The organism is Streptomyces sp. NPDC058464 (assembly GCF_042721035.1).
Classification (GTDB): Bacteria; Actinomycetota; Actinomycetes; order Streptomycetales; family Streptomycetaceae; genus Streptomyces.
This window is the reverse complement of sequence record NZ_JBHXMA010000001.1, coordinates 43,797-68,646: the sequence shown is the minus strand read 5'-3', so window position 1 is coordinate 68,646 and position 24,850 is coordinate 43,797. Positions and strand designations below refer to the sequence as shown.

At 72.4% G+C, this 24,850-nt stretch carries 24 protein-coding genes; 11 read left to right on the top strand and 13 right to left on the bottom strand.

What is annotated here, in order from left to right; genetic code table 11:
- Positions 1-92 precede the first annotated feature (92 nt).
- Entirely contained in the window at positions 93-1,193 is a 1,101-nt protein-coding gene (locus ACFWPQ_RS00335; protein WP_384028341.1) for a hypothetical protein, read from the top strand.
- 144 nt (positions 1,194-1,337) lie between these two features.
- On the top strand, positions 1,338-2,132 hold the full coding sequence (locus tag ACFWPQ_RS00330; RefSeq protein ID WP_384028339.1) for a putative protein N(5)-glutamine methyltransferase: 795 nt from the start codon (positions 1,338-1,340) through the stop codon (positions 2,130-2,132).
- Between the two features lie 157 nt (positions 2,133-2,289).
- On the opposite strand, the gene ACFWPQ_RS00325 is transcribed toward ACFWPQ_RS00330, so the two are convergent.
- Positions 2,290-2,970 (bottom strand): hypothetical protein, encoded by a 681-nt coding sequence (locus ACFWPQ_RS00325; RefSeq protein WP_384028337.1) that lies wholly within the window; start codon positions 2,968-2,970, stop codon positions 2,290-2,292.
- A 64-nt stretch (positions 2,971-3,034) separates the two neighbouring features.
- On the opposite strand from ACFWPQ_RS00325, the gene ACFWPQ_RS00320 reads away from it, so the two are divergent.
- Complete coding sequence (locus tag ACFWPQ_RS00320) at positions 3,035-3,526, top strand: CGNR zinc finger domain-containing protein (RefSeq protein ID WP_384028335.1); 492 nt, start codon at positions 3,035-3,037, stop codon at positions 3,524-3,526.
- 87 nt (positions 3,527-3,613) lie between these two features.
- Here ACFWPQ_RS00320 and ACFWPQ_RS00315 read toward each other — a convergent pair whose 3' ends face one another.
- Both ACFWPQ_RS00315 and ACFWPQ_RS00310 read right to left on the bottom strand, forming a co-directional pair.
- Entirely contained in the window at positions 3,614-4,384 is a 771-nt protein-coding gene (locus tag ACFWPQ_RS00315; protein WP_384028333.1) for a hypothetical protein, read from the bottom strand.
- A gap of 151 nt (positions 4,385-4,535) precedes the next feature.
- A complete protein-coding gene (locus ACFWPQ_RS00310) occupies positions 4,536-6,614 on the bottom strand; it encodes a SpoIIE family protein phosphatase (protein WP_384028331.1) in 2,079 nt (692 codons plus the stop codon).
- Between the two features lie 275 nt (positions 6,615-6,889).
- Between ACFWPQ_RS00310 and ACFWPQ_RS00305 the strand changes: the two genes are divergently transcribed.
- From ACFWPQ_RS00305 to ACFWPQ_RS00290, 4 genes are all read left to right on the top strand, one after another.
- Positions 6,890-7,762: a hypothetical protein gene (locus ACFWPQ_RS00305; RefSeq protein ID WP_384028329.1), complete on the top strand. Its 873-nt coding sequence runs from the start codon at positions 6,890-6,892 to the stop codon at positions 7,760-7,762.
- 111 nt (positions 7,763-7,873) lie between these two features.
- Complete coding sequence (locus ACFWPQ_RS00300; RefSeq protein ID WP_384028327.1) at positions 7,874-8,242, top strand: hypothetical protein; 369 nt, start codon at positions 7,874-7,876, stop codon at positions 8,240-8,242.
- Between the two features lie 105 nt (positions 8,243-8,347).
- Positions 8,348-10,363 (top strand): FAD-dependent oxidoreductase, encoded by a 2,016-nt coding sequence (locus ACFWPQ_RS00295; protein WP_384028325.1) that lies wholly within the window; start codon positions 8,348-8,350, stop codon positions 10,361-10,363.
- A gap of 23 nt (positions 10,364-10,386) precedes the next feature.
- Complete coding sequence (locus ACFWPQ_RS00290) at positions 10,387-10,932, top strand: PadR family transcriptional regulator (RefSeq protein WP_384028324.1); 546 nt, start codon at positions 10,387-10,389, stop codon at positions 10,930-10,932.
- A 152-nt stretch (positions 10,933-11,084) separates the two neighbouring features.
- Here the strand turns inward: ACFWPQ_RS00290 and ACFWPQ_RS00285 are convergent, their stop codons facing one another.
- Positions 11,085-11,639 carry a hypothetical protein gene (locus ACFWPQ_RS00285; RefSeq protein WP_384028322.1) on the bottom strand — a complete coding sequence of 185 codons (555 nt, stop codon included), beginning with the start codon at positions 11,637-11,639 and terminating at the stop codon, positions 11,085-11,087.
- A 175-nt stretch (positions 11,640-11,814) separates the two neighbouring features.
- Entirely contained in the window at positions 11,815-12,774 is a 960-nt protein-coding gene (locus ACFWPQ_RS00280) for a fibronectin type III domain-containing protein (protein ID WP_384028320.1), read from the bottom strand.
- A gap of 386 nt (positions 12,775-13,160) precedes the next feature.
- On the opposite strand from ACFWPQ_RS00280, the gene ACFWPQ_RS00275 reads away from it, so the two are divergent.
- The gene (locus tag ACFWPQ_RS00275; protein WP_384028318.1) at positions 13,161-13,847 is read left to right on the top strand and encodes a glycoside hydrolase family 75 protein; all 687 of its coding nucleotides are present in this window, start codon (positions 13,161-13,163) and stop codon (positions 13,845-13,847) included.
- Positions 13,848-13,908: 61 nt separating this feature from the next.
- Here ACFWPQ_RS00275 and ACFWPQ_RS00270 read toward each other — a convergent pair whose 3' ends face one another.
- Positions 13,909-14,670 carry an SDR family NAD(P)-dependent oxidoreductase gene (locus ACFWPQ_RS00270; protein WP_384028316.1) on the bottom strand — a complete coding sequence of 254 codons (762 nt, stop codon included), beginning with the start codon at positions 14,668-14,670 and terminating at the stop codon, positions 13,909-13,911.
- A 161-nt stretch (positions 14,671-14,831) separates the two neighbouring features.
- Between ACFWPQ_RS00270 and ACFWPQ_RS00265 the strand changes: the two genes are divergently transcribed.
- Positions 14,832-15,467, top strand: a complete 636-nt coding sequence (locus ACFWPQ_RS00265) for a TetR/AcrR family transcriptional regulator (RefSeq protein ID WP_384028314.1) — start codon at positions 14,832-14,834, stop codon at positions 15,465-15,467.
- A 7-nt stretch (positions 15,468-15,474) separates the two neighbouring features.
- Here ACFWPQ_RS00265 and ACFWPQ_RS00260 read toward each other — a convergent pair whose 3' ends face one another.
- From ACFWPQ_RS00260 to ACFWPQ_RS00245, 4 genes are all read right to left on the bottom strand, one after another.
- The gene (locus tag ACFWPQ_RS00260) at positions 15,475-15,885 is read right to left on the bottom strand and encodes a PTS-dependent dihydroxyacetone kinase phosphotransferase subunit DhaM (RefSeq protein WP_384028312.1); all 411 of its coding nucleotides are present in this window, start codon (positions 15,883-15,885) and stop codon (positions 15,475-15,477) included.
- Complete coding sequence (dhaL, locus tag ACFWPQ_RS00255) at positions 15,878-16,477, bottom strand: dihydroxyacetone kinase subunit DhaL (protein WP_384028309.1); 600 nt, start codon at positions 16,475-16,477, stop codon at positions 15,878-15,880. The genes ACFWPQ_RS00260 and dhaL overlap by 8 nt, the downstream gene beginning before the upstream one ends.
- Before the next feature lie 51 nt (positions 16,478-16,528).
- Positions 16,529-17,521, bottom strand: coding sequence for a dihydroxyacetone kinase subunit DhaK (dhaK, locus tag ACFWPQ_RS00250; RefSeq protein WP_361282292.1), 993 nt, complete (start codon positions 17,519-17,521; stop codon positions 16,529-16,531).
- Positions 17,522-17,908: 387 nt separating this feature from the next.
- Positions 17,909-19,213 (bottom strand): amidohydrolase family protein, encoded by a 1,305-nt coding sequence (locus ACFWPQ_RS00245; protein ID WP_384028307.1) that lies wholly within the window; start codon positions 19,211-19,213, stop codon positions 17,909-17,911.
- A gap of 50 nt (positions 19,214-19,263) precedes the next feature.
- On the opposite strand from ACFWPQ_RS00245, the gene ACFWPQ_RS00240 reads away from it, so the two are divergent.
- Together ACFWPQ_RS00240 and ACFWPQ_RS00235 are read left to right on the top strand one after the other, a co-directional pair.
- A complete protein-coding gene (locus ACFWPQ_RS00240) occupies positions 19,264-20,454 on the top strand; it encodes an Lrp/AsnC family transcriptional regulator (protein WP_384028305.1) in 1,191 nt (396 codons plus the stop codon).
- Positions 20,454-21,248: an alpha/beta fold hydrolase gene (locus ACFWPQ_RS00235; RefSeq protein ID WP_384028303.1), complete on the top strand. Its 795-nt coding sequence runs from the start codon at positions 20,454-20,456 to the stop codon at positions 21,246-21,248. The genes ACFWPQ_RS00240 and ACFWPQ_RS00235 overlap by 1 nt, the downstream gene beginning before the upstream one ends.
- Here ACFWPQ_RS00235 and ACFWPQ_RS00230 read toward each other — a convergent pair.
- From ACFWPQ_RS00230 to ACFWPQ_RS00220, 3 genes are read right to left on the bottom strand one after another with little or no spacing between them, the layout of a single operon-like run.
- Entirely contained in the window at positions 21,209-22,213 is a 1,005-nt protein-coding gene (locus ACFWPQ_RS00230) for an ABC transporter ATP-binding protein (protein ID WP_384028301.1), read from the bottom strand. The genes ACFWPQ_RS00235 and ACFWPQ_RS00230 overlap by 40 nt on opposite strands.
- The gene (locus ACFWPQ_RS00225) at positions 22,206-23,243 is read right to left on the bottom strand and encodes an ABC transporter ATP-binding protein (protein WP_384028299.1); all 1,038 of its coding nucleotides are present in this window, start codon (positions 23,241-23,243) and stop codon (positions 22,206-22,208) included. The genes ACFWPQ_RS00230 and ACFWPQ_RS00225 overlap by 8 nt, the downstream gene beginning before the upstream one ends.
- The gene (locus ACFWPQ_RS00220) at positions 23,240-24,820 is read right to left on the bottom strand and encodes an ABC transporter substrate-binding protein (RefSeq protein WP_384028297.1); all 1,581 of its coding nucleotides are present in this window, start codon (positions 24,818-24,820) and stop codon (positions 23,240-23,242) included. The genes ACFWPQ_RS00225 and ACFWPQ_RS00220 overlap by 4 nt, the downstream gene beginning before the upstream one ends.
- Between the last annotated feature and the right edge of the window lie 30 nt (positions 24,821-24,850).

Genomic DNA, 24,850 nt, shown 5'->3' with positions numbered 1-24,850 from the left:
ACCTCCTCCGACGTTCTAGTTGTATAGTACAACTTGACCGTGAGTTGTATAAGCCAACCAGTTTGGCCGCAAGGATCTGGAGGTCGTACGCGATGAGGTCACCGGCTCTGCACCATGTGCTCACGCACCTGCTCACCCCGCTGCTGATGTGCCTGGGTATGGGGCTCGCATATATGGGCGCGTTCGTCCACCCCGAGCCCAACCACATGCCGGTGGCCGTGGTCGGGGCCGGACCGGAAGCGAAGGTGTTGGCGCAGACCATCAAGGACACCGCCGGCGACAAGCTCGACGTCCGTACCGTCCCCACCCGCGCCGCGGCCGTCGACCTGCTCGAGTCCCGAACCGTGACCGGCGCCTATGTGCCGAGCGCCAAGGCTCCGGAGCTGATCGTCGCCAGCGCCGCCTCCGACATGGACGCCACGGCCGTCGAGAAGGTCTTCACCCCCGTCGCCGCCGAGCAGGGCGTCCCCCTCAAGGTCACCGACGTGGCCGAGCCGGTCGCCGACGACCCCACCGGACAGGGCCTCTTCTTCCTGCTCATCGCCGTGAGCATCGGCTCCTACGCCTCGGTCGCCGCGCTCGGCGCGGCCGGTGCGGCGCTCCCCATGCGGATACGCGCCCTGCTGGCGCTCGGTGTCTCCGCCGTCGTCAGCGGCATCGGTGCCTTCCTCGCCGGTCCGGTGTTCCACCTCGCCCACCACGACCTGGCCGGGGTCTGGGGCATGGCCTGGCTCTACTCCGCGGGCATCCTCCTCATCGGCGTCGGCCTGCACACCTTCCTCAAGCGGTGGACCACGCTGACCATGATGGTGCTGTTCGTGATGCTCAACTTCACCAGCTCCGGCGGGTTGTTCCGCCCCGAGCTGCAGAACGGCTTCTTCGGCACCCTGCACGCCTTCTGGAACGGCGCCGGCTTCGTCGAGGGCGTCCGCAGCCTGCTGTACTTCGGCAGCGACGGCCTGACCCGCAACGTGTGGACCCTCGCGGCCTGGCTGCTGGCCGGCCTCGCGGTCACCGCGATCGCCGCGGCCTACGAGCGGACCAAGGCGGCCCCGGCCGCGGCCCCGGCCCCGGCTGCGTCCGTGGCCGTTCCGGACTCCCCGGCGGAACTGGCCGAACTGGCCGAACTGGCCGAGGAGGCCGAGAAGGCTCAGGAGGCCGAAGAGGAGACCGCGGAAGCGGTCGGCGTCTGACCGCCCCAACGCCCCAACGCTCGTCCGCTCGACCGCCCCAATGCTCGACCGCTCGACCGCCCGGAGGTCGGGCGGTCCGCGCGTCCGATCGCCCGCCCGGTAGACCGTCCGACCGGCCCCCCGCGTCCGGATAGGCTTCCGGTGATGACCTCGCTCTCCGACTCCGACTCCGACACCGCCACCGCCGTCGTCTCCGCGCTGCGGGCCGCCGGCTGCGTCTTCGCCGAGGACGAGGCGGACCTGATCCTCGGCACCGCCCGCACCCCGGACGAACTGGCCGCCATGGTGGACCGGCGAGCCGCCGGACAGCCCCTCGAACACGTCCTCGGCTGGGCAGGGTTCCACGGGCTGCGGATCCTCGTGGAACCCGGCGTGTTCGTGCCCCGCCGCCGCACCGAGTTCCTGGTCGACCAGGCCCTGGCCCAGGCTCCCGGGGCGTCCGTCGTCGTGGACCTGTGCTGCGGCTCGGGCGCGGTCGGTGCCGCCCTCGCCGCCGCCCTCGGGGACGCCGAACTGCACGCCGCCGACATCGACCCGACCGCGGTCGGCTGCGCCCGCTGCAACATCGCCCCCTACGGCGGCCACGCCCACGTCGGCGACCTGTTCGCCGCCCTGCCGGCCGACCTGCGCGGCCGGACCGGCATCCTCGCGGCCAACGTGCCCTACGTCCCCAGCGACGAGGTCGGGCTGCTGCCCGCCGAGGCCCGCGAGCACGAGCCGCTGGTCGCCCTCGACGGCGGCGGCGACGGTCTCGACGTGCTGCGCAGGGTCGCCGCGGGGGCGCGCGACTGGCTCGCGCCCGGCGGCTGCGTCCTGGTCGAGACGAGCGAACGCCAGGCCGAGGACGCTGTCGAAGCCTTCCGCGGCGCCGGCCTGATCACCCGGCTCGCCGTCTCGGAAGAGCTGTACGCGAACGTCGTGATCGGCGTACGCGACTAGGGAGGCTCCCTCCGGAGTCGTGATGGCCGGGTCGGGGCCGAGCAATGCGATCGCCGCGCCGCGTGGCCGACGCCCCGCCATGGAGTTGTCCGGCGTCCTGTCGTACCGGGTCGCCGGTCCTGGCCGGGCTCGGTTCCGGGCCGCGGTGGTCGGTGGATCAGTTCTCGGACAGGAGCCAGCCGATGCGGAGTTCTTCCGCACCCGGGCGGAAGGTCCGGATGAGTTCGGCTCGTTCGGGGTCGCTCGCGGGGAGGGCGTCGGCGAGGAGAGCCTGTGCGGCGATGGTCTGGGGCCGGGCGCCGAGCGCGGCGCGCAGGTGAAGTGAGCGGCGCAGCATGGCGATCCGCTCGGCGGGCTCCTTGTGCGGTGCGAGGTGCCGGATGATGTACGACTCGAAGTAGCCGTCGCCGGACCTCGTCGCGATCTCGAGAGCCGTCTCGTAGCGCGGGAGGGCGCCGGCCGGATCCTCGTCGATGTTGTCCAGCAGGACGGCCCAGTGGTACTCGGCCCAACCGCGCTGCATTTCGTCCCCGCTCTCCACCGCCGCGCGGTAGCCGGCCTCGGCCACGGCGCGGTCGTCGGCGCGGGGCTCGCGCCGGAACAGCAGGCGGCTGTAGGCCAGTCGTGCCGTGAGCAGGTGCGCGGTCGGCGACGCGGGATCGAGCGCCGCGACCGCCTTCTCGGCCTCCTCATGACCCTCGACGCGGAAGAACCAGCGGTCGACGGCGATCTCCGCGCGCAACTCGGGCTCGGCGTCCGGACCCAGGGCGGCGAGCGCGGCGTCCCACTCCCCGAGCAGGTGCAGACGGTGGGCTATGTAGGTGTCATCGGATACCATGGCGCCTACAGTAGGAAGCGGCGATGTAGGTGGTCAAGTGCAGTACGGTGACTACATTGGGAACGTGACGCGGTTGGCCGTCGAGCTGGCCAACACCGGGACCCTCGACCAGCACGGCGAGCTGGTCGCCGCGTTCTTCGCGGAGCACGAGATCGCTCCGCCGCCGGGCGGCGACTACGGAGAGCTGCCGGACCTCGTGCGCACGGCTCTGGCGCAGTCGGTCGACGGCGCCGCCCCCGAGGCCGTGCACCGCCTGCTGCGCGACTATCCGCCGGAGATGCACCTGTCCGACCATGACGGCCTCGGCGGCTGGCACATCCACTTCAGCCGCAACGGCACCCCGGCCAAGCGGTGGGTCGGCCAGCTGATCGCCGCCAAGCTCGCCCTGGTCGTGGCCGGGGACCCGGCGGTGACGCTGGGGCGGTGCGCCGCGGCCGGGTGCGGAAACTACTTCGTGGACCAGTCACGGAACCGGACCCGCCGGTTCTGCTCCAACGCGTGCGCGAGCCGGACGACGGTCGCGGCACATCGGGCCCGGACGGCGAAGAACTCCTAGCGGCGTCGGCCGTGGAGCAGTCGCCGGCGGACCCGTCGGGCGGCCAAGGACGACGGCGCGTAAGGGCGGCGACGCATGCCGGTCGGCCTAGGTGGTCGCCCCGCTCCCCGAGGGGCTCGGGGACGGTGAACGGTCGCCGGGGCGCTGCCATGGGCCGCCGCGGTCGTGCATGCCGCCGCGGCCCATGCCCGTGAAGTCGCCCGAGAGGGCGGCGGACGCGGTGAGCTTGCCGTCGTCGGCGCGGGTGCCGGTCAGGAAGGCCGTCGCGTCCTTCTTCAGCGTGTCGGAGTCGCCTCGCACCTTGACGTCCGAGCCCACGGTCCACGTCCACGACGTGCCGTCGTCGCTCTTCACCGTGACCTGGTCGCCGTCCACCTTCTGGACGGTGCCCCGCTGCCAGACCCGCACCACGTACTTGCCGGAGTCCGGATCCTTGACGGTCGCTTCGCCGTGCACGCCCATGCCGCCGCCCATGCCGAACCAGCCCTGCCCGGGGCCGCGTCCGTCCGGCGCGGAGGGCCGGGCCGACGGCGCACCGGAGGCGGCCGGGGGCGTGGCGGAGCCGCTGTCGCCCGAGCCGGCGGCGAACGCCACCGTGCCGCCCAGGGCGAGCGCCCCGGCGACGAAGGCCACGGTCACCGCGCGCACGCGGAACGACTGGCGGCGCCACAGGTCGCGCAGCGGCGCGCCCGGCTCACGGTCCGGTCCCGGCCCCGCGAGGACCTCGGGCGGGGCTTCCCATGTCGGGGCTTCCCACTCCGGGGCGGTGGCCCGCGGGGGACGGTCGGGCATCGGGGGGATCGACGGTTCGGTTCCGTCGACGTCACGGCGGTCTTCCTGCTCCGGTTCGTGCGTCACGGCTCGCTCCCATCGGCGAACGGCACACGGCATCGCGTGATGCATGCCTCTCTGTGAATTGTGGGAGCCCGCCGATAAGAACCTGGTAATCAGTCCCTGTGAATTAGATGAATCCGCGCACGGGGCATCCGGCGCCCCCGCGTCCCGGCGGCTAGGGCAGTTCCCGTGCCCTCGCGATCAGCAGTGCCACGTCGTCGTGGTTGTCGGGGTGGTGCAGCTCCCGCAGCAGCAGGTCGCAGGCATCCTCCAGCGGGCGGACGGGACCGGCGAGGAGGGCCAGCAGCTCGTCCAGGCGTTCGTCCAGGGAGTGGGTCCGGGTCTCGACCAGGCCGTCGGTGTAGAACACCAGCTCGTCGCCGGGTTCGAAGTCCACGGTCGTGGTGGCGAAGGGGACCCCGCCGACGCCCAGCGGGACCCCGGTGGGCAGGTCGAGGAGCTCCGGCGGCCGGCCGGGGCGGACCCGGGCCGGCGGCAGATGGCCGGCGTTGGCGATCCGGCACCGGCGCAGATGCGGGTCGTACACGGCGTACACGCAGGTCGCGATGGAGTGGTCCAGGCCCGACGTGGTCTTGTCCAGGTGTTCGAGGAGCACCGCCGGATCGAGGCCGAGCGAGGCGAGCGTGTTCGTCGCGGTGCGCAGCCGGCCCATCGTCGCGGCCGCGTTGATGCCGCTGCCCATCACGTCGCCCACCACGAGGGCCGTTCTGCCGCCGTCCAGCGGGATGACGTCGAACCAGTCGCCGCCCACCTCGACGGTGGCGCCCGCCGGCTGGTAGCGGGAGGCGACCTCCAGGCCGGGGGTGACCCGGGGATGCGTGGGCAGCAGGCTGCGCTGGAGGGTCAGGGCGGTGGTGCGGGCGTTCTGGTACCAGCGGGCGTTGTCGATCTGCACCGCCGCCCGCGCCGCCAGTTCCCGGGCCAGCAGCAGATCGTCGTCGTCGAAGGACGCCGGATTGCGGGTGCGCCTGAGGTCGAGGGCACCCAGCACCTCGCCGCGAGCGATCAGCGGCACGGCCAGATACGAGTGCACCCCGGCCCGGGCCAGCAGCATCGCGGCCTCCCGGGAGGGGGCGATCCGCGCCAGGTCCCCGTCCTTGACCTGTGGGACGACGACGGCCTCCCCGGTCCGCACGCACTCGGTGATCAGCCGGTCCGGCGCGTACCGGGCGACCGTGCCCGGCGCGGCGGCGGCCTGGACCGCGTCCGCCTCCTGCTCCGCGCGCACGGCGAGGGCCCGCAGCACGGCCGGCTCGCCCGGGCCGAGCGTGCTGCGCCGGCCCTCGACCACCGTGTCCAGCAGGTCCACGGCCGCGAAGTCGGCGAGCTCCGGGACGGCGACGTCGGCCAGCTCCCGGGCGGTGCGCTCCAGGTCCAGGGTGGTGCCGATGCGGGCGGAGGCGTCGGCGATCACGGCCAGCCGGCGCCGTGCGTGCTCGGCCTCGACCCCGGCCCGGTACGGCTCGGTGATGTCCACCACCGACGTGGCCACGCCCAGCACGTTGTCCAGCGCGTCCTCCAGCCGGTAGACCGACACCGACCAGATGTGCTCCTCGTCCGGGTCGGCCGGCGTCCGGCCCACCGCGGACTCGTCGATGACCGGCTCACCGGTCCGCAGCACCCGCAGGTACGCCGACTCCAGGGCGTCGGCGTCCAGGGAGGGCAGTACCTCGCGGATCGTCCGCCCCACGTGCTCCGCCGCCGGGACGCCGTTCATCTGTTCGAGGGCCGGGTTGACCGACACGAACCGCAGGTCCGTGTCGAGGACGGCCAGCCCGATCGGCGACTGCTTCACGATCCGCTCGGACAGCGCCACGTCCTGCTCCAGCCGGCGCACCGTCGACTGGTCGGCGGCCAGACCCAGCGCGAACACGTCGCCGCTGTCGTCCATGAGCCGCATGTTGCGGAACTCGACCACATGGGTGGTGCCGTCCTTGTGCCGGATCGGGAAACCGCCGGCCCAGCTCCGCCCGGTGCTCATCACGTCCGCGAACAGCTTGCCGACCAGCTCGATGTGGCGCTCGTCCACCATCAGCCGGGCCGCGTACTGCCCCAGCGCCTCCCGCGCCGTGTAGCCGAACAGCTCCTCCGCCTGCGGGCTCCACAGCACGATGCGCCCCTTGGCGTCCAGCACCACCGAGGCCACGCTCAGGACGTCGAGCAGCCCGCCCGGCCGCACGGGTCCGCGCACGGGCTCCCGGCCCCCCGGCACCGAAGCCTCGGCTGGACTCATCGCACGCACCGCCTTCGAACTTCCGTACGGCACGCCGTCCCCCGTGCCGACTCCCCTTGTTCTATCGCGCTCACCCCCGACTCTCCGACGCTGCCGCCGACTTTTCCACCATCTCTCAACAAGGCGGCATCCGTGTGTCGAGGCGACCGGAGGGGCGGCAGGAGCGTGAGTTCACCTTCCCGTCCCGTCATTGGTCTGTACATGCCCAGCGGGCCCACGCCAGACTGACCGGCGCACGCGCGTCCCACCCCCCAGCTACCGAGGAGTAGGCTTCCATGCCCGCGTCCACCCGGCATCGTTGTCGCGCAGGCCTGACCGCCCTGGTCGCCCTCGCCACCACCCTGGTCCTCGCGACCGCCGCCCCGGCCTCCGCCGCCGACACCTGGACCGAGACCGGCTCCGACCGCGCCGACCCGCTCACCGAGAGCCAGGGCCTGACCTCGGTCGAGGTCCCCGCCAACAGCGCGAACCGGTACACCGGCATCGGCACCATCCCGATCGGCGTCTCCAGCCGCGGCTGGAACCACGTCGGCGACCCCGACGAGTCCTACGACGGCTACTACGTCGAGCCCTACCAGGCCGACTCCGGCACCGCCAAGATGTACCGGGCGCAGGCCCCCGACGGCACCTGGTCGGAGTACGTCCACACGCTCGCCTCCGGCGAGGCCCTCAACAACTCGTGGGACGCCATCACGCCCGACAGCCAGTACATGCTCTCCGGCGAGTACGGCACGATGACCCGTTTCCTGGTCTTCCCGACGCCGGGCGCCAACAAGAGCACCTCGCCGTCCGCGAACCTCCCGCTCGCCTCCGTGGTCAACCTGGACCACGCCGTGCGTGACGTGCAGGGCTGCGACTTCTCCAGTGCCACCACGCTGCTGTGCTCCTCGGACGACCCGGACGGCAGCCTCTTCGGCTACACCAAGCCGCTCCTGCAGATCGACCTGTCCGCCCAGCCCGGCTCCGCCAACGTCACCGGGCATGTCACGGCGCTGCGCCAGCTCCCGCTGCGCAGCTCCTGCTCGGGCACCTTCGAGGCCGAGGGCATCGACTACGACCGGCGCACGGGCACCCTGCGCGTCATCGTGATGTCGCCGAGCATCTGCATCCTCACGGACAGCAAGACCTACAAGTTCACCCGGAGCTGAGCCCCCTTCGCGGGTGGTGCCTGCCCCGAAAATGGTGCTTTTCTGTTGGCATGGCGCGGTTCGCGGGGGAACCCGGGCTACCGCGCCATCGCCATGAGAGGAGCGATCACGATGGCCCGTGAGCGACTGCACGAAGAACCCGTCTCCCTCGAGATCAGCGGATGCAACAAGGAGGACGCCCGGATCGTGTTCGACGCGCTGTGCCAGTGCTTCGAGTCCGACCGGGCCGCCGAGGACGTGCCGCAACAGCTCCACGAGACCCGCCCGATGGTGTGGCTCGGCACGTTCGAGGTCACCGACGCCCACGAGTGCACCCCGCCGCCCCGGCTCTCGGCCACGGTCGAGGCCGACGCGCAGGGCGGCTACTGGGCGATCAGCCGGCTCCATACGACCCTCGACTCCCTGTTCGCCGTACGCAACCTGTCCTCCGCCTCGGGCGACCAGGAGAGGGAACTGCACGTCCTGCTCGAAAGCCGGTGACCGGTGATCTGAGACACGTCGTGCCCATGCCCTTGTGCAACTAGTTGCATAATCCGTGCGCGGTCCTCTACAACTACGGTGACGACACCGCGCACGGAGGGCCCGATGAGCCGTTACCCGCACCTGCTGCAACCCCTCGACCTGGGCTTCACCACCCTGCCCAACCGCGTGCTCATGGGCTCCATGCACGTGGGCCTGGAGGAGGCCGAGCGCGGCTTCGAGCGGATGGCGGAGTTCTACGCGGCCCGGGCCCGCGGGGGAGTCGGCCTCATCGTCACCGGCGGCATCGCGCCCAACGACGAGGGCCGGCCGTACGAGGGCGGCGCCAAGCTCACCACCGAGGAGGAGGCCGGGAAGCACCGGGCCGTCACCGAGGCGGTGCACCGCGAGGGCGGCCGGATCGCGATGCAGATCCTGCACTTCGGCCGGTACGCCTACCACCGCGACCTGGTCGCCCCGAGCCCCCTGCAGGCCCCGATCAGCCCCTTCCCGCCCCGTGAGCTGACCGACGCCGACGTCGAGCGCACCGTCGACGACTACGTCCGCGCCGCCCGGCTCGCCCGGCAGGCCGGTTACGACGGAGTCGAGATCATGGGCTCCGAGGGCTATCTGATCAACGAGTTCATCGCCGCGCAGACCAACCACCGCACCGACCGCTGGGGCGGCTCGTACGAGAACCGCATGCGCTTCCCCGTCGAGATCGTCCGCCGGGTGCGCGAGGCCGTCGGCGACGACTTCATCATCGTCTACCGGCTGTCCATGCTGGACCTGGTCCCGGGCGGCTCCTCCCTCGACGAGGTGATCACCCTCGCCAGGGCCGTCGAGGCCGCCGGGGCGACCATCATCAACACCGGCATCGGCTGGCACGAGGCCCGCATCCCCACCATCGCCACCTCGGTCCCGCGCGGTGCGTACACCTGGGTCACGAAGGAGCTGATGGGCGCGGTGTCCGTGCCGCTGGTCACCACCAACCGCATCAACACCCCGGAAGTCGCCGAGGAGTTGCTCGCCGAGGGCTTCGCCGACATGGTCTCCATGGCCCGCCCGATGCTCGCCGACCCCGACTTCGTCAACAAGGCCGCGGCCGGCACGCCCGAGGCCATCAACACCTGCATCGGCTGCAACCAGGCCTGCCTCGACCACACCTTCAGCGGGAAGATCACCTCCTGCCTGGTCAACCCGCGCGCCTGCCACGAGACCGAACTGGTCCTCGCCCCGACCCGGCTGAGGAAGCGCGTCGCGGTCGTCGGCGCCGGTCCGGCCGGCCTCGCCTGCGCGGTGTCCGCCGCCGAACGCGGCCACGAGGTCACCCTGTTCGACGCCGCGGCCGAGATCGGCGGCCAGCTGAACGTGGCCCGCAAGGTCCCCGGCAAGCAGGAGTTCGACGAGACCCTGCGCTACTTCCGCCACCAGCTCGACGCCCACGGCGTGGACGTACGGCTGAACACGACCGTCGAGCCCGAGGACGTCACCGGCTACGACGAGGTCGTGGTCGCCACCGGCGTCAGCCCCCGCACCCCCGACATCCCCGGCATCGACCACCCCCGCGTCGTCGGCTACCTCGACGTGCTGCGCGACAACGCCCCCGTCGGCGACCGGGTCGCGATCCTCGGCGCCGGCGGCATCGGCTTCGACGTCGCCGAGTACCTCACCGACGGCGGCGACAAGGCGAGCGACGACCCGGCGACGTACTTCAAGCACTGGGGCGTCGACATGGACTACCAGGGCCCCGGCGGGCTGGCCGCCCCCGAGCGCCCCGCGCCCCCGCGCACCGTCCACCTGCTCCAGCGCAAGACCAGCAAGGTCGGCGCCGGACTCGGCAAGACCACCGGCTGGATCCACCGCACCGAACTCAAGCACCGCGGCGTCACCATGGTCCCGGGCGTCCAGTACGACCTGATCGACGACGCCGGACTGCACGTCACCGTCGACGGGGAGCGCACGGTCCTGGAGGTCGACACCGTCGTGCTGTGCACCGGGCAGGAACCGCGCCGGGGCCTGTACGAGGAGCTGGTCGCCGCCGGCTGCAGCGCGCACCTCATCGGCGGCGCCGACGTCGCGGCCGAGCTGGACGCCAAGCGGGCCATCAAGCAGGGCACCGAGCTGGCGGCCGCCCTGTGAGCGCCCGTCCCTAGGATGAGCCCATGTCACTCCCGCACGCGATCCTCACCGCCCTGCTCGAAAGGCCGTCGTCGGGGCTTGAGCTGACCCGCAGGTTCGACAGGTCGATCGGCTACTTCTGGTCGGCCACGCACCAGCAGATCTATCGCGAGCTCGGAAAACTGGAGGCCGAGGGCTACATCCGGACCCTGCCGGCCGAGCAGCCGGCCCGCGGGCAGAAGAAGAGCTACGAGGTCCTGCCCGCGGGCCGCGCCGAACTGGCCCGCTGGACCGCCGCCTCCCAGGACCCCAAGCCGCAGCGGGACGTGCTCCTGCTGCGGCTGCGGGCGGCGGCCGTGGTCGGCACGGACGGACTCGAAGCCGACCTGCGGCGCCATCTGGAGCTGCACCGGCGGCAGTTGGCGGAGTACGAGGAGATCCAGCGCCGCGACTTCCCACCGGGCAAGGACACCCCCGAGGACCGGCTGCGGCACCTGGTGCTGCGGGCCGGCATCGACCTGGAGACCTTCTGGACGCAGTGGCTCGGCCACGCGCTCGAAGAGTTCGGCGAACTCCCCGACCCGTCCTAGGGGCTGTCCGGCGGACCGGGCCGCAGACGGCTCAGCGCTCCGCTGGTTGCGCGGTTCGTCAGCCGCGGGCCGGTGGGGGCTGGTCGCGCAGTTCCTCCCCCAGCCTTCGGCCGGGGGTACCCCCAGCGCCCCCTACGGGGCACGAGGTCCGCTCAGAGCCGGTACGGCTTCGAGCGCTTGCGCAGATACCAGCCCGTCGCGATGACGCCCGAGCCGACCAGCGCCGCGCCGATGCCCAGCGTGAGCGGCCCGTAGTCCCGGGCGGCGCCGCCCAGGCCGCCCATCACGCCCCGGGAGGGCGCGGCCGGCGCGGCCGACCTGGTGGTGGAGGAGGTCGTGGGCGCCGCGTTGGCTCCGGACACGATCACCGACTGGGTGCCCGCCGTGCCGCCGTTGGAGCAGACGACGACCACCGTGTAGGTGCCCGGCGACACCCCCGACCAGGCCGCGGACTGGCTCACGGTGGTGCCCGCCAGGGCCACCTGCCGCCCCTGGGCGAAGGCGGTCTGGCCGCTGTTGAGCAGCGAGGCGTTGCCCCAGCTGCCGTTGCTCTGGGTGCAGGCGCTGGTGACCACCGAGACCGTGGTGCCGATGGTGCTCACCGAGATGCCCGTGAGTGCGGCGGACGGCCCGGCGAGCCAGGTCGGGATCGCGGCGGCGGCCGCCAGGGTCGGGCCGGAGCGGAGGAGAAGTCGTGTAGTGCGCATGGGCTGTCCTCCGGCGGCACGGTTGGCGGAACTCCCTGTGCGCCGCCGAGGGTCGGGAAACGCCCGTGCTGCCTCAGGTTCAGCGAAAGGGGCCCCGGCGTGTCCCGCACCCGGAGGGCGACCGACCAGGTGACTTCTTCCTCCGTCCGGCCCAGGCCCGGATGCGTGATGCGGATCAGGTGCCCGTGGTCACGGTCCGCTCCGCCGACCAGCCGCCCCAGGTGCCGTCCGGCAGCCGCGCCCGCAGCCGCACATGGTGGACGGCCCCATGGTCCCGGCCCACATAGAAGCTGTAGGTCGCACGGCCCTTCGGCGGGGTGCCTCCCCACACCAGGGAGGTGGTCGTACCGCTGTCGAGGCGGATCTGGTACTCCGTGACCACACCGCCCACCTGCGGTGGGTCCCAGGCCAGGTCGAGGTAGTGGGCCCCGCTCTCCTCGTGGGTCCGCGCCGTGAACGCGGCCGGCGCGGTGTCCCGGCCGTCGCCGGTGCCCGGCGTGGTGAGCCGTACCGCCGTGCTCGCGGGCGAGAGGTTGTCGGCCGCGTCCCGGGCCCGGACGGTGAAGACATAGCGGGTGCCCGGCCGCAGCCCGGTGACCACCGCCGCGGTCTGGTTGCCGCCCACACTGTGGATCTTGGCGCCGCCCTGCCAGATGTCGTACGACACCACGGCCCGGTCGTCCGTGGAGGCGCCCCAGGACAGCTGCACCGCACGGCTGCCCACGGCCCGGCCGTCCGGCCGGACGGGACGGGTCGGCGCCGAGCGGTCCGCCGCGGCCATCGCCGGTGTGGTCGCCCGCACCGCACGGCTGCGCGGTCCGAGGCTGCCGTCGCCGCCCCGAGCCCGCACGGTGAACACATACACCGTGGACGGCCGGAGCCTGGTGACGTCCACCATGTGCTCGGACCCCGGCACTTCCTCGACCTTCGTGGTGCCGCGATACACCTCATAGCCACGGATCCCGGAACCGTCCGGCAGCGCGTTCCACATGACGTGCACGCTGGTGGCGCTCCCGGCCGCCGCGGTGACCCCCGTCGGGGCGCCGGGCAGCCGGCCACTGTCACCGTCGGCCCCGCCCCAGCCGCAGGACGACACCGACAACAGGACGCAGACCACGACGGCAACTCGGCGCACGGTTCCGCCTCCCCGGGGACGGCAGCACGGCAATGGTCCGGACCAATATGGCCTGCCCGGCATGCGGACATCAAGAGGGCCGTATTGCGGTCGGCGGGGGAGAGTTACGTATGCTGAGTGCCCTGCGGTCGAACTTCCCCGGAGAACAGGGGAGTTCGCGCCTGTGGCGCGGAACGCTGTCGTCGCTGATCCCGCGCCGGCACGGGCGGCCGGGGCGGACTGGGCCGACACCGGTTCAGCGCCCCGGTCCTCGGCCGCCTCTCACGAAGTGTCAGTTTCGTTGCTCCGAACGGCCCTGTACGGCCTTAGGTTGCTGGCCCGGCCGCCGGACCCGCACCATCTTGTTCCGGGTGACTCCATGTCCCCCACGAAAAGGGTCCCTCATCGTGCGTGTCCAGTCGCTGACGCTGGCCGCGGCCGGCGCCGCCCTGCTCGCCCCGGCCACACTGCCCGCCCCCGCGGTCTCCTATGCGGCCTCCGGTGACCGGCACCGGATCACCGCCACCGACCTGCTGGCCCGGGTGCAGGACTGCGTCCAGGTCTCCAAGGGCCGCTACCGCTCCGACGCCGGTACCGCTGCCACCGTCCCCGTGTGCGGCACCCGGCAGGCCGTCTTCTGGAAGGCCGACCTCGACATCGACTGCGACGGCCGGGCCACCGCCCACTGCAACCGCGCGGCCGACCCGGCGTTCTCCGCCGCCACCGCCTTCCAGCAGTCCGACGGCGGCCAGCTCAACGCCGAGGAGCTGCCCTACGTCGTCGTGCCCGGCGTCAGCGACCGCTGGAACCATCGGGCGTTCGGCGTCCGGGGCGGCGCGGTGGCCGCGGTCATCTACAAGGACCGGGTGCAGTACGCGGTCGTCGGCGACACCGGGCCGCGCGACATCATCGGCGAGGCCTCGTACGCCACCGCCAAGGCGCTGGGCATGAACCCCGACCCGCGGGCGGGCGGGGTGGCGTCCGGCGTCACCTACATCGTCTTCAAGGACTCCGGGGTCGAGCCCATCGAGGACCGCGAGGCGGCGGAGGCGGAGGGGGAGCGGCTGGCGGCGGAGTTCGCCGGGGAGGACTGACCGGGCGGGCCGGCGGCCACCGACACCGGCGGGGAGGGCGGTCGCCGGCCCGGCGTACGGGTCAGACGGCCGCCCAGCCGTTGTCCACCGGCAGGATCGCGCCGTTGATGTTGCTCGCCGCGTCCGAGGCCAGGAACACGATCGCCGCCGCCTGCTCCTCGGGCTCGGAGAGCTGGCCCACGTTGCCGAAGTACGGGCCGAGCGCGGCCGGCCCGTGTGCACCGTCCTCCAGGTCCACCTGGATCCCGGTCCTGGTACCGCCGGGGGCGATCGCGTTGGCCCGGATGCCCTGGTTGCGGTACATCACCGCCAGGTTCTTGGTCAGGCCGACGACACCGTGCTTCGAGGCCGTGTAGGCGGCGCCCGCCGCGCTGCCGCGCAGGCCGGCCTCGGAGGCGGTGTTGACGATCGCACCCCGGCCCGCGGCCAGCATGTGCGGCAGCACCGCCCGGGTGAGCAGGAACGGAGCGGTGAGGTTGACGCGTATCACCCGCTCCCACTCCGTGTCGCTGACGTCCGCCAGTGCCGACATCCGGTCCATGATCCCGGCGTTGTTCACCAGGACGTCCACCCCGCCGAACCGCTCCACGGCGGTCGCGACCACCCGGTCCACCACGGACTGCTCGCTGAGGTCGCCGGTGACGGCCTCGGCCGTACCGCCCGCCTTCTCGATCTCCTCGACCGCCGCGCCCGCGGCCTCGGCGTTCAGGTCGGCGACCAGGACCCGGGCGCCCTCCCTCGCGAAGGCAAGGGCGGCGGCCCGCCCGATGCCCGATCCCGCGCCGGTGACGATGACGCCGCGCCCGTCGAGTCCGCTGGTCATGTGGTGCTCCCATCAGGTGGTTCGTGGGCGCACTGCGCCCGGTGCCGGACACACCATACGACTTAATGTCTCTGAGTGACATGAAGTGGCGACCGGAATTTTCCGCCGCCCGCCACCTCGGGGAGAATTCCGATCACCAGTCGCCGGCACCGGAGGAGCAGATGACCGCAGCAGCGGGACGCACGGGACGCCCGCCCCTGACCGAGGAGCGCAAGGCCGAGATCAGACTGGAGATCGCCCGCGTCGCGGTGGACCTGTTCGTCGCCCAGGGGGTGGCCGCTACCACGGGCGAGCAGATCGGGCGGGCGGTCGGGATCTCGGCACGCACGGTGTGGCGCTACTTCCCGAGCAAGGAAGCCTGCGTACGGCCGCTGTTCGCGGCCGGCATCGAAGCCGTCGCCGACGGTCTGCGCGCCTGGCGTCCCGGCCGGCCCCTGGAGGACGCCCTGGAGTGCGCCGTGATGGACGGCAGCCTGGTGCACAGCCCGGACCATGCCACCATGGGCGCCCTGATCCGGCTGACCCGCAGTGAACCGGGCCTGCGCGCGGAGTGGCTCCAGTCCTACGACGAGGCCGAACCGGCGTTCGCCCGCGCCCTCGCCGAACGTGCCGGGGTCCCCGCCGACGACCTGCGGACCACCATCCAGGCGGCCGCGCTCAACGCGGCCCTGCGCGCGGGCGCCGAGTACCACGTCTGGCGCGTCGCCGACCGGACGGTGGACGCGGCCACGGCGGAGACCGAGTTCAGGGCGACCCTGCGCGCGGCGCTCGCGACCGTGGCGGGCGGGCTGTCCTAGGGGGTGTTCAGACCTTGCGGTAGGTGTACGCCTCGGCGGCCGCCGCCTCCACGGCGTCGAGGCCGGCCCCGGTGGCCGCCGTGACGACCGCGGCGATCGCGCCCTCGACGAACGGGGCGTCCACCAGGCGGGTGCCCTCCGGGAGTTCGTCGCCCTCGGCGAGCAGCGCCTTCACGGTGAGGACCGCGCTGCCCAGGTCGGTGAGGACGGCGACCCCCGCACCCCGGTCCACGGCCGCGGCGGCCGCGGCGATCAGTTCGGCGCTGGTGCCCAGCCCACCGCCCTCGGTGCCGCCCGCCGGGGCGACCGGCACCGCCGTGGCGCCGCCCGCCAGCCCCTTGGCCAGCTCCGCGACGGACGCCGCGACCTCCGCGCTGTGCGACACCAGCACGATCCCGACCAGCTTGTCGTCACTCACCGGCCGCCTCCGCGAGTCCCGCGACCAGCAGCGCCGACGAGGTGGCGCCCGGGTCCTGGTGGCCGATGCTGCGCTCGCCGAGATAGCTCGCCCGGCCCTTGCGGGCCTGCAGCGGGATCGTCGCCTCGGCGCCCCGCTCGGCGGCGGCCCGCGCCGCCCCGAAACCGTCGCCGAGCGCGTCGACGGCCGGCACCAGGGCGTCGATCATCGTCTTGTCCCCGGGCGCGGCCCCGCCGAGCGCCATGACCTTGTCCACCCCGGCCCGCAGCGCCTCGGCGAGCTCGGCCTCACTGACCTCGGCCGCGTCACCGAGCGCCTTGCCCGTGCTGCGCAGCAGCGTGCCGTACAGCGGCCCGGAGGCGCCGCCGACCGTGGAGATCAGCCGGCGTCCGGCGAGCGTCAGCACGCCCCCCGGGGTGTCGGGCGCGTCCTTCTCCAGCGCGGCGACCACCGCCTTGAACCCGCGCTGGAGGTTGCTGCCGTGGTCGGCGTCCCCGATGGGTGAGTCGAGGGCGGTGAGCCGCTCCGCCTCGCGGTCGACGGAGGCGGCGGTCGCCGCCATCCAGCGGCGGAAGAAGTCGGCGTCGAGCACTGGATCTCCTTGCGTTGCGGTACGGACGTGGGTCGGTGGTGTCTGTGTCGCTCACATCCCCCAGCGCAGCGCCGGTGTCCTCACCGGTGCGTCCCACAGCCGCAGCAGCTCCTCGTCGACCTGGCAGAGCGTGACCGAGGCACCGGCCATGTCCAGGGAGGTGACGTAGTTGCCGACCAGGGTGCGGGCGACCGTGACCCCGCGCTCGGCGAGCACCCGCTGGACCTCGGCGTTGAACCCGTACAGCTCGAGGAGCGGGGTCGCGCCCATGCCGTTGACCAGGACGAGGACCGGATCGCGCGGGGGCAGGTCCTCCAGGACGGCGTTGACCGCGAAGTCGGCGATCTCGCCGGAGGTCATCATGGCCCGCCGCTCCCGGCCCGGCTCGCCGTGGATGCCGATGCCCAACTCCAGCTCGCCGGGCGGCAGATCGAAGGTCGGGGTGCCCTTGGCCGGGGTGGTGACGGCGCTCAGTGCGAAACCGAAGCTGCGGGAGTTCTCGTTCACCTGGCGCCCGACGGCCTCCACCCGCTCCAGCGGCTGCCCCTCGGCGGCGGCCGCGCCGGCGATCTTCTCGACGAACAGGGTGGCGCCGGTGCCGCGCCGGCCCGCGGTGTACAGGCTGTCGGTGACGGCCACGTCGTCGTTGACGAGCACCTTCGCCACCTGGATGCCCTCGTCCTCGGCGAGTTCGGCGGCCATGTCGAAGTTGAGCACGTCACCGGTGTAGTTCTTCACGATGAACAGCACCCCGGCCCCGCTGTCCACGGCCGCGGCGGCCCGGGCCATCTGGTCCGGGACCGGGGACGTGAACACCTCGCCCGGACAGGCGGCCGACAGCATCCCGGGGCCCACGAATCCGCCGTGCAGCGGCTCGTGCCCGGAGCCGCCGCCCGAGACCAGCGCGACCTGCCCGGCGACGGGCGCGTCACGCCGTACGATCACCCGGTTCTCCACGTCCACGGTGAGGTCGGGATGAGCCGCCGCCATGCCCCGCAGCGCGTCCGCCACCACGGTCTCCGGAACGTTGATCAACATCTTCATGTGATCCTCCAAGTAACGCTACCAGACTAGTCTCTGACCTGCTCCTTTGCAGGTCAGAGACTGGTTTCTCCGGTTCCTGATCTTGGCGCCCCATGGCGGTCCACAGCGGGTCGTGGCGAGGCTGATGCTGACTGAATGCCGAGTTTGGTGACTGTCTGTCAGGTGCGGGTGGGGCCGTGACCGCGAGTGGCGCAGTTCTCCTGAGCGCAGTATCGACCTTGCGCGCGCGAAGGTCACCCGGGCGGGCTCGGGAAGGGCATGTCCGCCGCCGAACCACGGGCTGCGGTCGGCGGCGGGGGGTCTGCTGAGCGGAACGGAGCAAGTCGCCGGTGCTCGGGTCGTCCCTATGCTCCCGGCATGAGTGACTCTCGGGTGCACCGGCGGAGCTCAGCGGGGCTCGGCGCCGCTCGCTGCGGTCGGTTCCGTCGTGGGCAGGAGGTCCTTGCGCACGATGCCGTCCTGGACCACGCACACGATGTTCGCGGGATCCCCGAGCGCGCCGATGTCCGCGAGCGGGTCGCCGTCGCACAGAACCAGGTCGGCGGTCTTGCCCGCGGTGAGCGTGCCGAGGCGGTCGCCCAGGCCCAGGAGTTCGGCCGAGGTGCGGGTGCCCGCCACGATCGCGGTCATGGGGTCCATGCCGAGGTCCACGAGATGGCTGAGTTCCCTCAGGTTCTGGCCGTGCGGACAGACGGCGGCGTCGGTGCCGAGCGCGATCCGGGCCCCCTGCTCGATGGCGCGGGCGATGTTCTCCTTGGTGACTCCCGACCAGCGGACCTTCTTGCGGTAGTGGTGCTCCGGCATCGCGTTCTTGTCGATTCCTCCGAAGACCGTCGACAGCGTGGGCACGACGAAGACGCCCCGCTCGCCCGCCATCTCCAGCGCCTGGGCGTCCAGGCCGTAGCCGTGCTCGATGCTGGTGACCCCGCCGCGGATCGCATTGAGGATCCCCGCGGTGCCCTGGGCGTGGGCGGCGACCGGCTTGCCGCCGTGGCGTCGGCACTCGTCCACGACCGCCCGGATCTCCTCCTCCAGCAGGCCCTCGTCCTCGGGCTGGTCGTAGGGGCTGGCCATGCCACCGGTGGCGCAGATCTTGATCAGGTCCGCGCCCGCGCGCAGCGTTCTGCGCACGGCGAGCCGCGACTCGTCCACGGTGTCGGCGAGTTCGGCCATCTCGCCCCCGGTGAGGTCGGTGCCGTCGGGCAGCCGGAAGTCGGCGTGGCCGCCGGTGTGGCTGATGATCCGTACGGCCGTGTGCAGCCGGGGGCCGACGATGCGGCCGGTCTCCACGGCGGTGCGGTAGCCGGTGGAGAGGCCGCCCAGGTCGCGGGCGGTGGTGATGCCCGCGTCGAGGGTCTGCCGCAGCCTGGTGGCGGTGTCGTAGGTGACCAGGACCGGGTCGAGCTCGGCACGGCGGCCGGGCGGCGAGCCGTACGCGTAGGCCAGGTGGGTGTGGCAGTCGAAAAAGCCGGGGAGGACGGTGCGGCCCCCGGCGTCGATGACACGCACCGCCGAGGCGCCCCTGGTGGCCGGCGGGGCCAGGGCTGCGGGCCCGGCGTAGGTGAGGACTCCCGTCGCGTCCGCGACCACGACGGCATCGTCCACCGGGCGGGCGCCGGTGCCGTCGACGAGACGGGCGTTCTCGACACGCAGCGCGGTCCTGGAGGTCTGGTACGTCGTGGCTTCGGACATGGAGATCGCAGCACTCCTCGGTATCAGGAACAGGCGAATTGGAGTGTGGAATGAACAAGAGCGCCCCGTGCCGCAGTGCAGCTTCGCGTGGGGATTCCACGGAGACACGCAGGAATACGCCGGTCCAGAAAGCGCAGGATTCCACCGCGGAAGGCCTTGATGAGCTGGACCTCCGTGTCGTACACGCCCTCCAGGTCCATCCGCGGGCCCCGTGGACGCTGGTGGGGGACGTGCTGGCGGTCAACCCGGTGACGGCGGCCCGGCGTTGGCGGCGGCTGCGCGACGCGGGCCTGGCCTGGGTGACCGCCTATCCCCGGTTGTCCGACCACCGCATCGTGGTGACCGGCATCGTCGAGGTCGACACCGAGCCCGGCCGGGCCCAGGAGGTGGCCCAGGCCCTCGCCGCGGAGCACTCGGCGGCGAACGTCAAACTCACCGCGGGTGGCCGCGATCTGATGCTCACCGTGCAGGCCGCGGACCTCAACGAACTGGCCCGCCTCACCACCTCGCTGTTCCAGCGGACGCCGGGGGTCCGGGCGACCCGGACGCACGTCTCGACCGGCGTGCCCACCGAGGGCAGCCGCTGGCGACTGCGCGAACTGGACGACGCACAGTGCGCCCGTCTGGAGGCCGGCCGCCTCGCGGACGTCCCGCCGGATCAGCGGGCGACCACCGCGCCGGCCTGGGATCCGCTGGACGCACAGCTGCTGGAACTGCTCAGCGCGGACGGCCGGATGTCGATCTGCGACCTCGCGGATGCCACCGGCGGCGGTGCCACCACGGTGCGCCGTCGGCTCCAGTCGCTGCTCGCCTCCCGGGTGAGCCTGCGCTGTGACGTGGCCAGACCGCTGTCCGGGTGGCCACTGTCCGCCGTGTACTTCGCGTCCGTGCCCGCCCAGTACCTGGAGGAGACCGGTCGGGTCCTGTCCGGCGTGCGGGAGGTCCGGTCCTGCGCGATCGCCACCGGGCCGCACAACCTGGTGATCGACGTCTGGCTGCGCACGCTCGCCGATGTGCACACCTTCGAGGTCCATCTCTCGCGACGGCTGCCGCGGCTTCGGATCGACGACCGTTCGGTGGTCCTGAGCACGGTCAAGCACATGGGGCGGCTGCTGGACCGGGACGGCCACTGCGTGGGCGTCGTACCGCTGCGGCACCCGCAGGAGACCCGGCAGCCGCCGGAGTCCGAGGTGTCCGCGCACCGTGGATTCGGCGGCTTGGACAGGGCCCAGGAGCGCTGATGAGGTCCCTTTACGTTCCCTCGGCCGCCGCTCATGTGCGCTGGATCGACATTCCTGGCGAGGGCGCCCCGCACGTGTACCTCCACGGGCTGGGTTCCGCCGGTTCCGCCGACTTCCCGGGCATCGTCACGCATGCGGGTCTGGCCGGGCGGCGGACGATCGTCGTCGATCTGCTCGGGCACGGTTTCAGCGACCGCCCGGAGGGCTTTCCGGGCACGCTGGAGGCGCATGCCGACACGGTCGCGGCCGTCCTCGACCACTGTGCGGTCCGGAGCGCGGTGCTCGTCGGGCATTCGATGGGCGGCGCCGCCGCGATCCTGCTGGCCGCCCGGCGGCCGGAGTTGTGTTCACGGGTGGTCGTGGCCGAGCCCAACCTGCTGGCGGGCGGCGGGCTTTACAGCCGCGCCATCGCCGCGCAGTCCGAGCGGGACTTCGTCGGGCACGGCTTCCGGGCCCTGCTGGCCGGGCTGGTACCCGAGTACGCGGCCCGGATGCGGACGGCGGACCCGGCGATCGTGCACCGCAGCGCCGTCCACCTGGTGCGGGGGGCGGTTCCCGGGGTGGCGGAGACCTTCCACGGCCTGCCGCAGCCGCGCGTGCTGATCGTCGGCGCCCGCAGCCGGCCGTACCCGGGCGAGGACGGGGTCCGGCGGGCCGGCATCCCGATCGTCGAGGTGCCCGACGCCGACCACCACATGCTGACGGACGACGTCCCGGGCTTCGTGGCGGCCCTGCTGCGGGCGCTGGCGTCCGATCACCCGACCTCGCCCGGCTTGTGGCAGGCGGTCAGATGACCGGAGGCCCGTTCGACGAGTACGGGCCGCTCGGTACGGCAGCGGTCGTCGGCCAGCCAGCAGCGGGAGGAGAACGGGCAGCCGGCCGGGACGTCCGTCGGCGACGGCAGTTCGCCCTTGAGCTCGATGCGCCCGCCCGTGCCGGGAGTGTCACCCGGTTCCAGGACGGAGGACAGCAGCGCCCGGGAGTAAGGGTGCTGCGGCGCCTCGAACAGCCGCCGCGAGGGGGCGAGTTCGACGATCGAGCCGAGGTACATCACGGCGACCCGGCTGCTGAGATGGCGGACCACACCGAGGTTGTGCGAGATGAACAGGTAGGCGATGCGGTCCTGTCGCTGGATGTCCTGGAGGAGGTTGAGGATCTGCGCCTGGATGGAGACGTCCAGCGCGGAGGTCGGCTCGTCCAGGACGATCACGGCGGGCTGCGGGGCCAACGCCCGGGCGAGGGCGAGGCGTTGGCGCTGTCCGCCGGAGAACTCGTGCGGGTGGCGGACGGCGGCCGTACTGTCCAGGCCGACCTCCTCCAGCACCCGCGCCAGCCGGTCCCGCCGGTCTGCCCGTGGCATCCGCCGCACCCGCAGCGGCTCCTCGATGCTCGCGCCCACGGGCAGCCGGGGGTTGAGCGAGCTGTTGGGGTCCTGGAACACCATCTGCACCGCACGGCGGAAGGCCTTCAGGTCGGTGCCGTCCGGACGGTGGGTCATGTCCCGGCCCTCGAACCGCACGGCCCCCTGCGTGGGCCGGTACAGCCGGGTCGCGATCCGGCCGAGGGTGCTCTTGCCGCAGCCGGATTCGCCGACCAGGCCCACGGTCTCGCCGCGGCCCAGGGTGAGTGAGACGTCGTCCACCGCCCGGACGCCCGAACGGCCGGGCCCGTGCCCGAAAGTGTGGCCGACCCCCGCGAGTTCCAGCAGCGGCGCCCCGGTGTCGTCGTCCGTCCCCACCTCGACCGGCGTCTCATTCATCGCCGTCACCCTTCGTCGTCGTCTCTTCCTCCGGCTCGCGCCAGCAGCGCGACGTCCGTCCCTCGCCTGCCTCGCGCAGCGGCTGCGGGGCGGCGCAGGCCTCGGCGACGCTCGGGCAGCGGGACGCGAAGCGGCAGCCGGGGCGGCGGCGGTCGTCGTCCGTGAGCTGGCCGCGGATCGCGGTGAGCCGGGTACCGTCGCCGTCCCGCATCCGCGGCACCGCGGCGAGCAGCGCACGGGTGTACGGGTGCCGGGGTGCGGTCAGCACCTGGCCGGTCGTGCCGGACTCGACGACCTGCCCGGCGTACATCACCTGTACCCGGTCGCACATGGCGGTGATGACGCCGAGGTCGTGCGAGATGAGCAGCATGCCCATGCCGTGCTCCTGTTGCAGCGAGCGGAGCAGGTGCAGGATCTCGGCCTGCACGGTGACGTCCAGCGCGGTCGTCGGCTCGTCGGCCAGCAGCAGCTGCGGGTCGCCCGCCATCGCGATGGCGATGACGACGCGCTGCCGCATACCGCCGGAGAGTTCGTGCGGGAACTGCCGTGCCCTGCGCTCCGGCGAGGGGATCTCCACCGCGCGCAGCAGCTCCACGGCCCGGTCCCGGGCCTCCTGGCGGTTCGCCCGGCCGTGGATCCGCAGTACCTCGGCCACCTGGGCGCCGACCCGCATGCACGGGTTGAGCGAGGTCATGGGCTCCTGGAACACCATGGCCACCCGGTTGCCGCGCAGGCCTTGGAGGTCGCGGGGGCCGCTGCTCAGCAGGTCGGTGCCGCAGGCCTCCAGCCGGTCGGCGGCGACCGAGGCGCCGGGTCCGAGCAGGCCCATCGCGGCGAGGGCGACGCTGGACTTCCCGCAGCCGCTCTCGCCGATCAGGCCGACCACCTCGCCGCGTTCGACGTGCAGGTCCACGCCGGAGACGACCTCCGAGCCGCCGAAGCCGATGCGCAGCCCGTTGACGTCGAGGACCCGGCCTCCGGCGCCGGCCGCGGTGGCGGCCGGCGCGGTGGTCGGTGCACCGGTGGTCACGAGGCCAGCCAGGTGTTCTTGAGTTCGAGACGGGTGGCCGTGGCGTCCGGCCGGTAGCCGCTCACCTTGTCGGTCCAGGCCTCGCCGCGCACCGCCTTGGCGTAGGGCACCATCAGATAGCACTGGTCGGCGATGTACTGGGCGAGCTGGTGGTAGAGGGTGACCCGCTTGTTGTCGTCGCTCTCCGCCGCCGCGGCGGCCAGCTGGTCCCACAGGTGCTGGTCCTTGACCTTGGTGGCCGGACCGCCCTTGGCGAACCAGAGGCTGAGGTACTGGCTGGGGTCGGCGTTGAGCACACTCGTCATCATGATCATGTTGCTGTAGTCGCCGGACAGCACCCGCGGCACGACCGTCGCGAACGGGGTCAGTTTGAGGTCGAGGGTGATGCCGACCTGGGCCAGCTGGGCCTTCATCAGCTCCATGGCGGAGATGTCGGGGCCGTAGGCCGGGTCGCTGGGCGCGACCAGTTCGAGGCTGACCTCGGTCTGGCCGGCGGCCCGGAGCAGTTCCCTGGCCTTGGCCTGGTTCTGCACGTACACGGAGTCGGCGGAGGTCGGGGTGGTGCCGTACGGGTCCTGGGGCGGGATGACATAGCCGAGGGTCGCGGAGTCGCCGCCGCCGAGGGTCTTGATCAGTGCCTGGCGGTCGACGGCGAGGTTGAACGCCTGCCGCACCCGCTTGTCGGCGAGCGGCCCGCTCAGCGTGTTCATGTTGATCCAGACGCTGGAGACGAGGGGCCCGTTCGCCTCGGTGACGCCGGCCGTCTTCTTGAGGTCGTCCACCAGCCGCAGGTCGCGGAAGGCCATCAGCTGGACGGCGCCCGAGCGCAGGGCGGCCACCCGCGAGGTCTCGTCGGGGATGAGCCGGTAGGTCACGGAGGAGAGGTAGGGCTTCGGCTTCTGCCAGTAGCCGGTGTGGGCGGCGAGCTGGATGGAGACGCCCTTGGTCCACTTCGTGAGCTTGAAGGGCCCGGTGCCGTTCTCCGCCGTCTTGATCTGGTCCTCGGTGTGGGCCGTCGTCCACTTCCTGCTCATGACGGCGCCGCTCCAGGGGCGGGCCAGGAAGTGGTACAGGGACGGCTGCGGGGCGCTGAGCTTGACCTCCACGGTGGTCGCGTCCACCGCCGTCACCTTCTTGATCTTGTACTGCTGGGTGAACGGCGACTTGATGGCGGGGTCCATCAGCCGTTCCAGGCTGAAGACGACGTCGTCGGTGGTGAGCCTGCTCCCGTCGTGGAAGGTCACGCCGTCGCGGAGGGTGAAGCGGTGGGTGGTGGCGTCCACCTGCCGGTAGCTCTTGGCCAGGCCGGGCTGGACCTGGCCCTTGTCGTCCAGGCTCAGCAGACCCTCGTAGAACTGGGAGACGATCTGCTGGTCGGCGTAGGCCTGCGCCACCTGCGGGTCGAAGCCCGTGGTCGGTTCGGCGTCGAGGCCGATGGTGAGGGAACCGCCCTTGACGGGCTTGCCGTTGCTCTTGCCGGCCGTCGTCGCCGTGCCACCGCACCCCGAAAGGAGGGCCGCGGCCAGCGTGCCGCCGCCGAGCGCGAGGGTGGTTCTGCGGGTGTACCCGTGATTCATGATCATGACCGCCTGTGCCTGAGGGTTGGA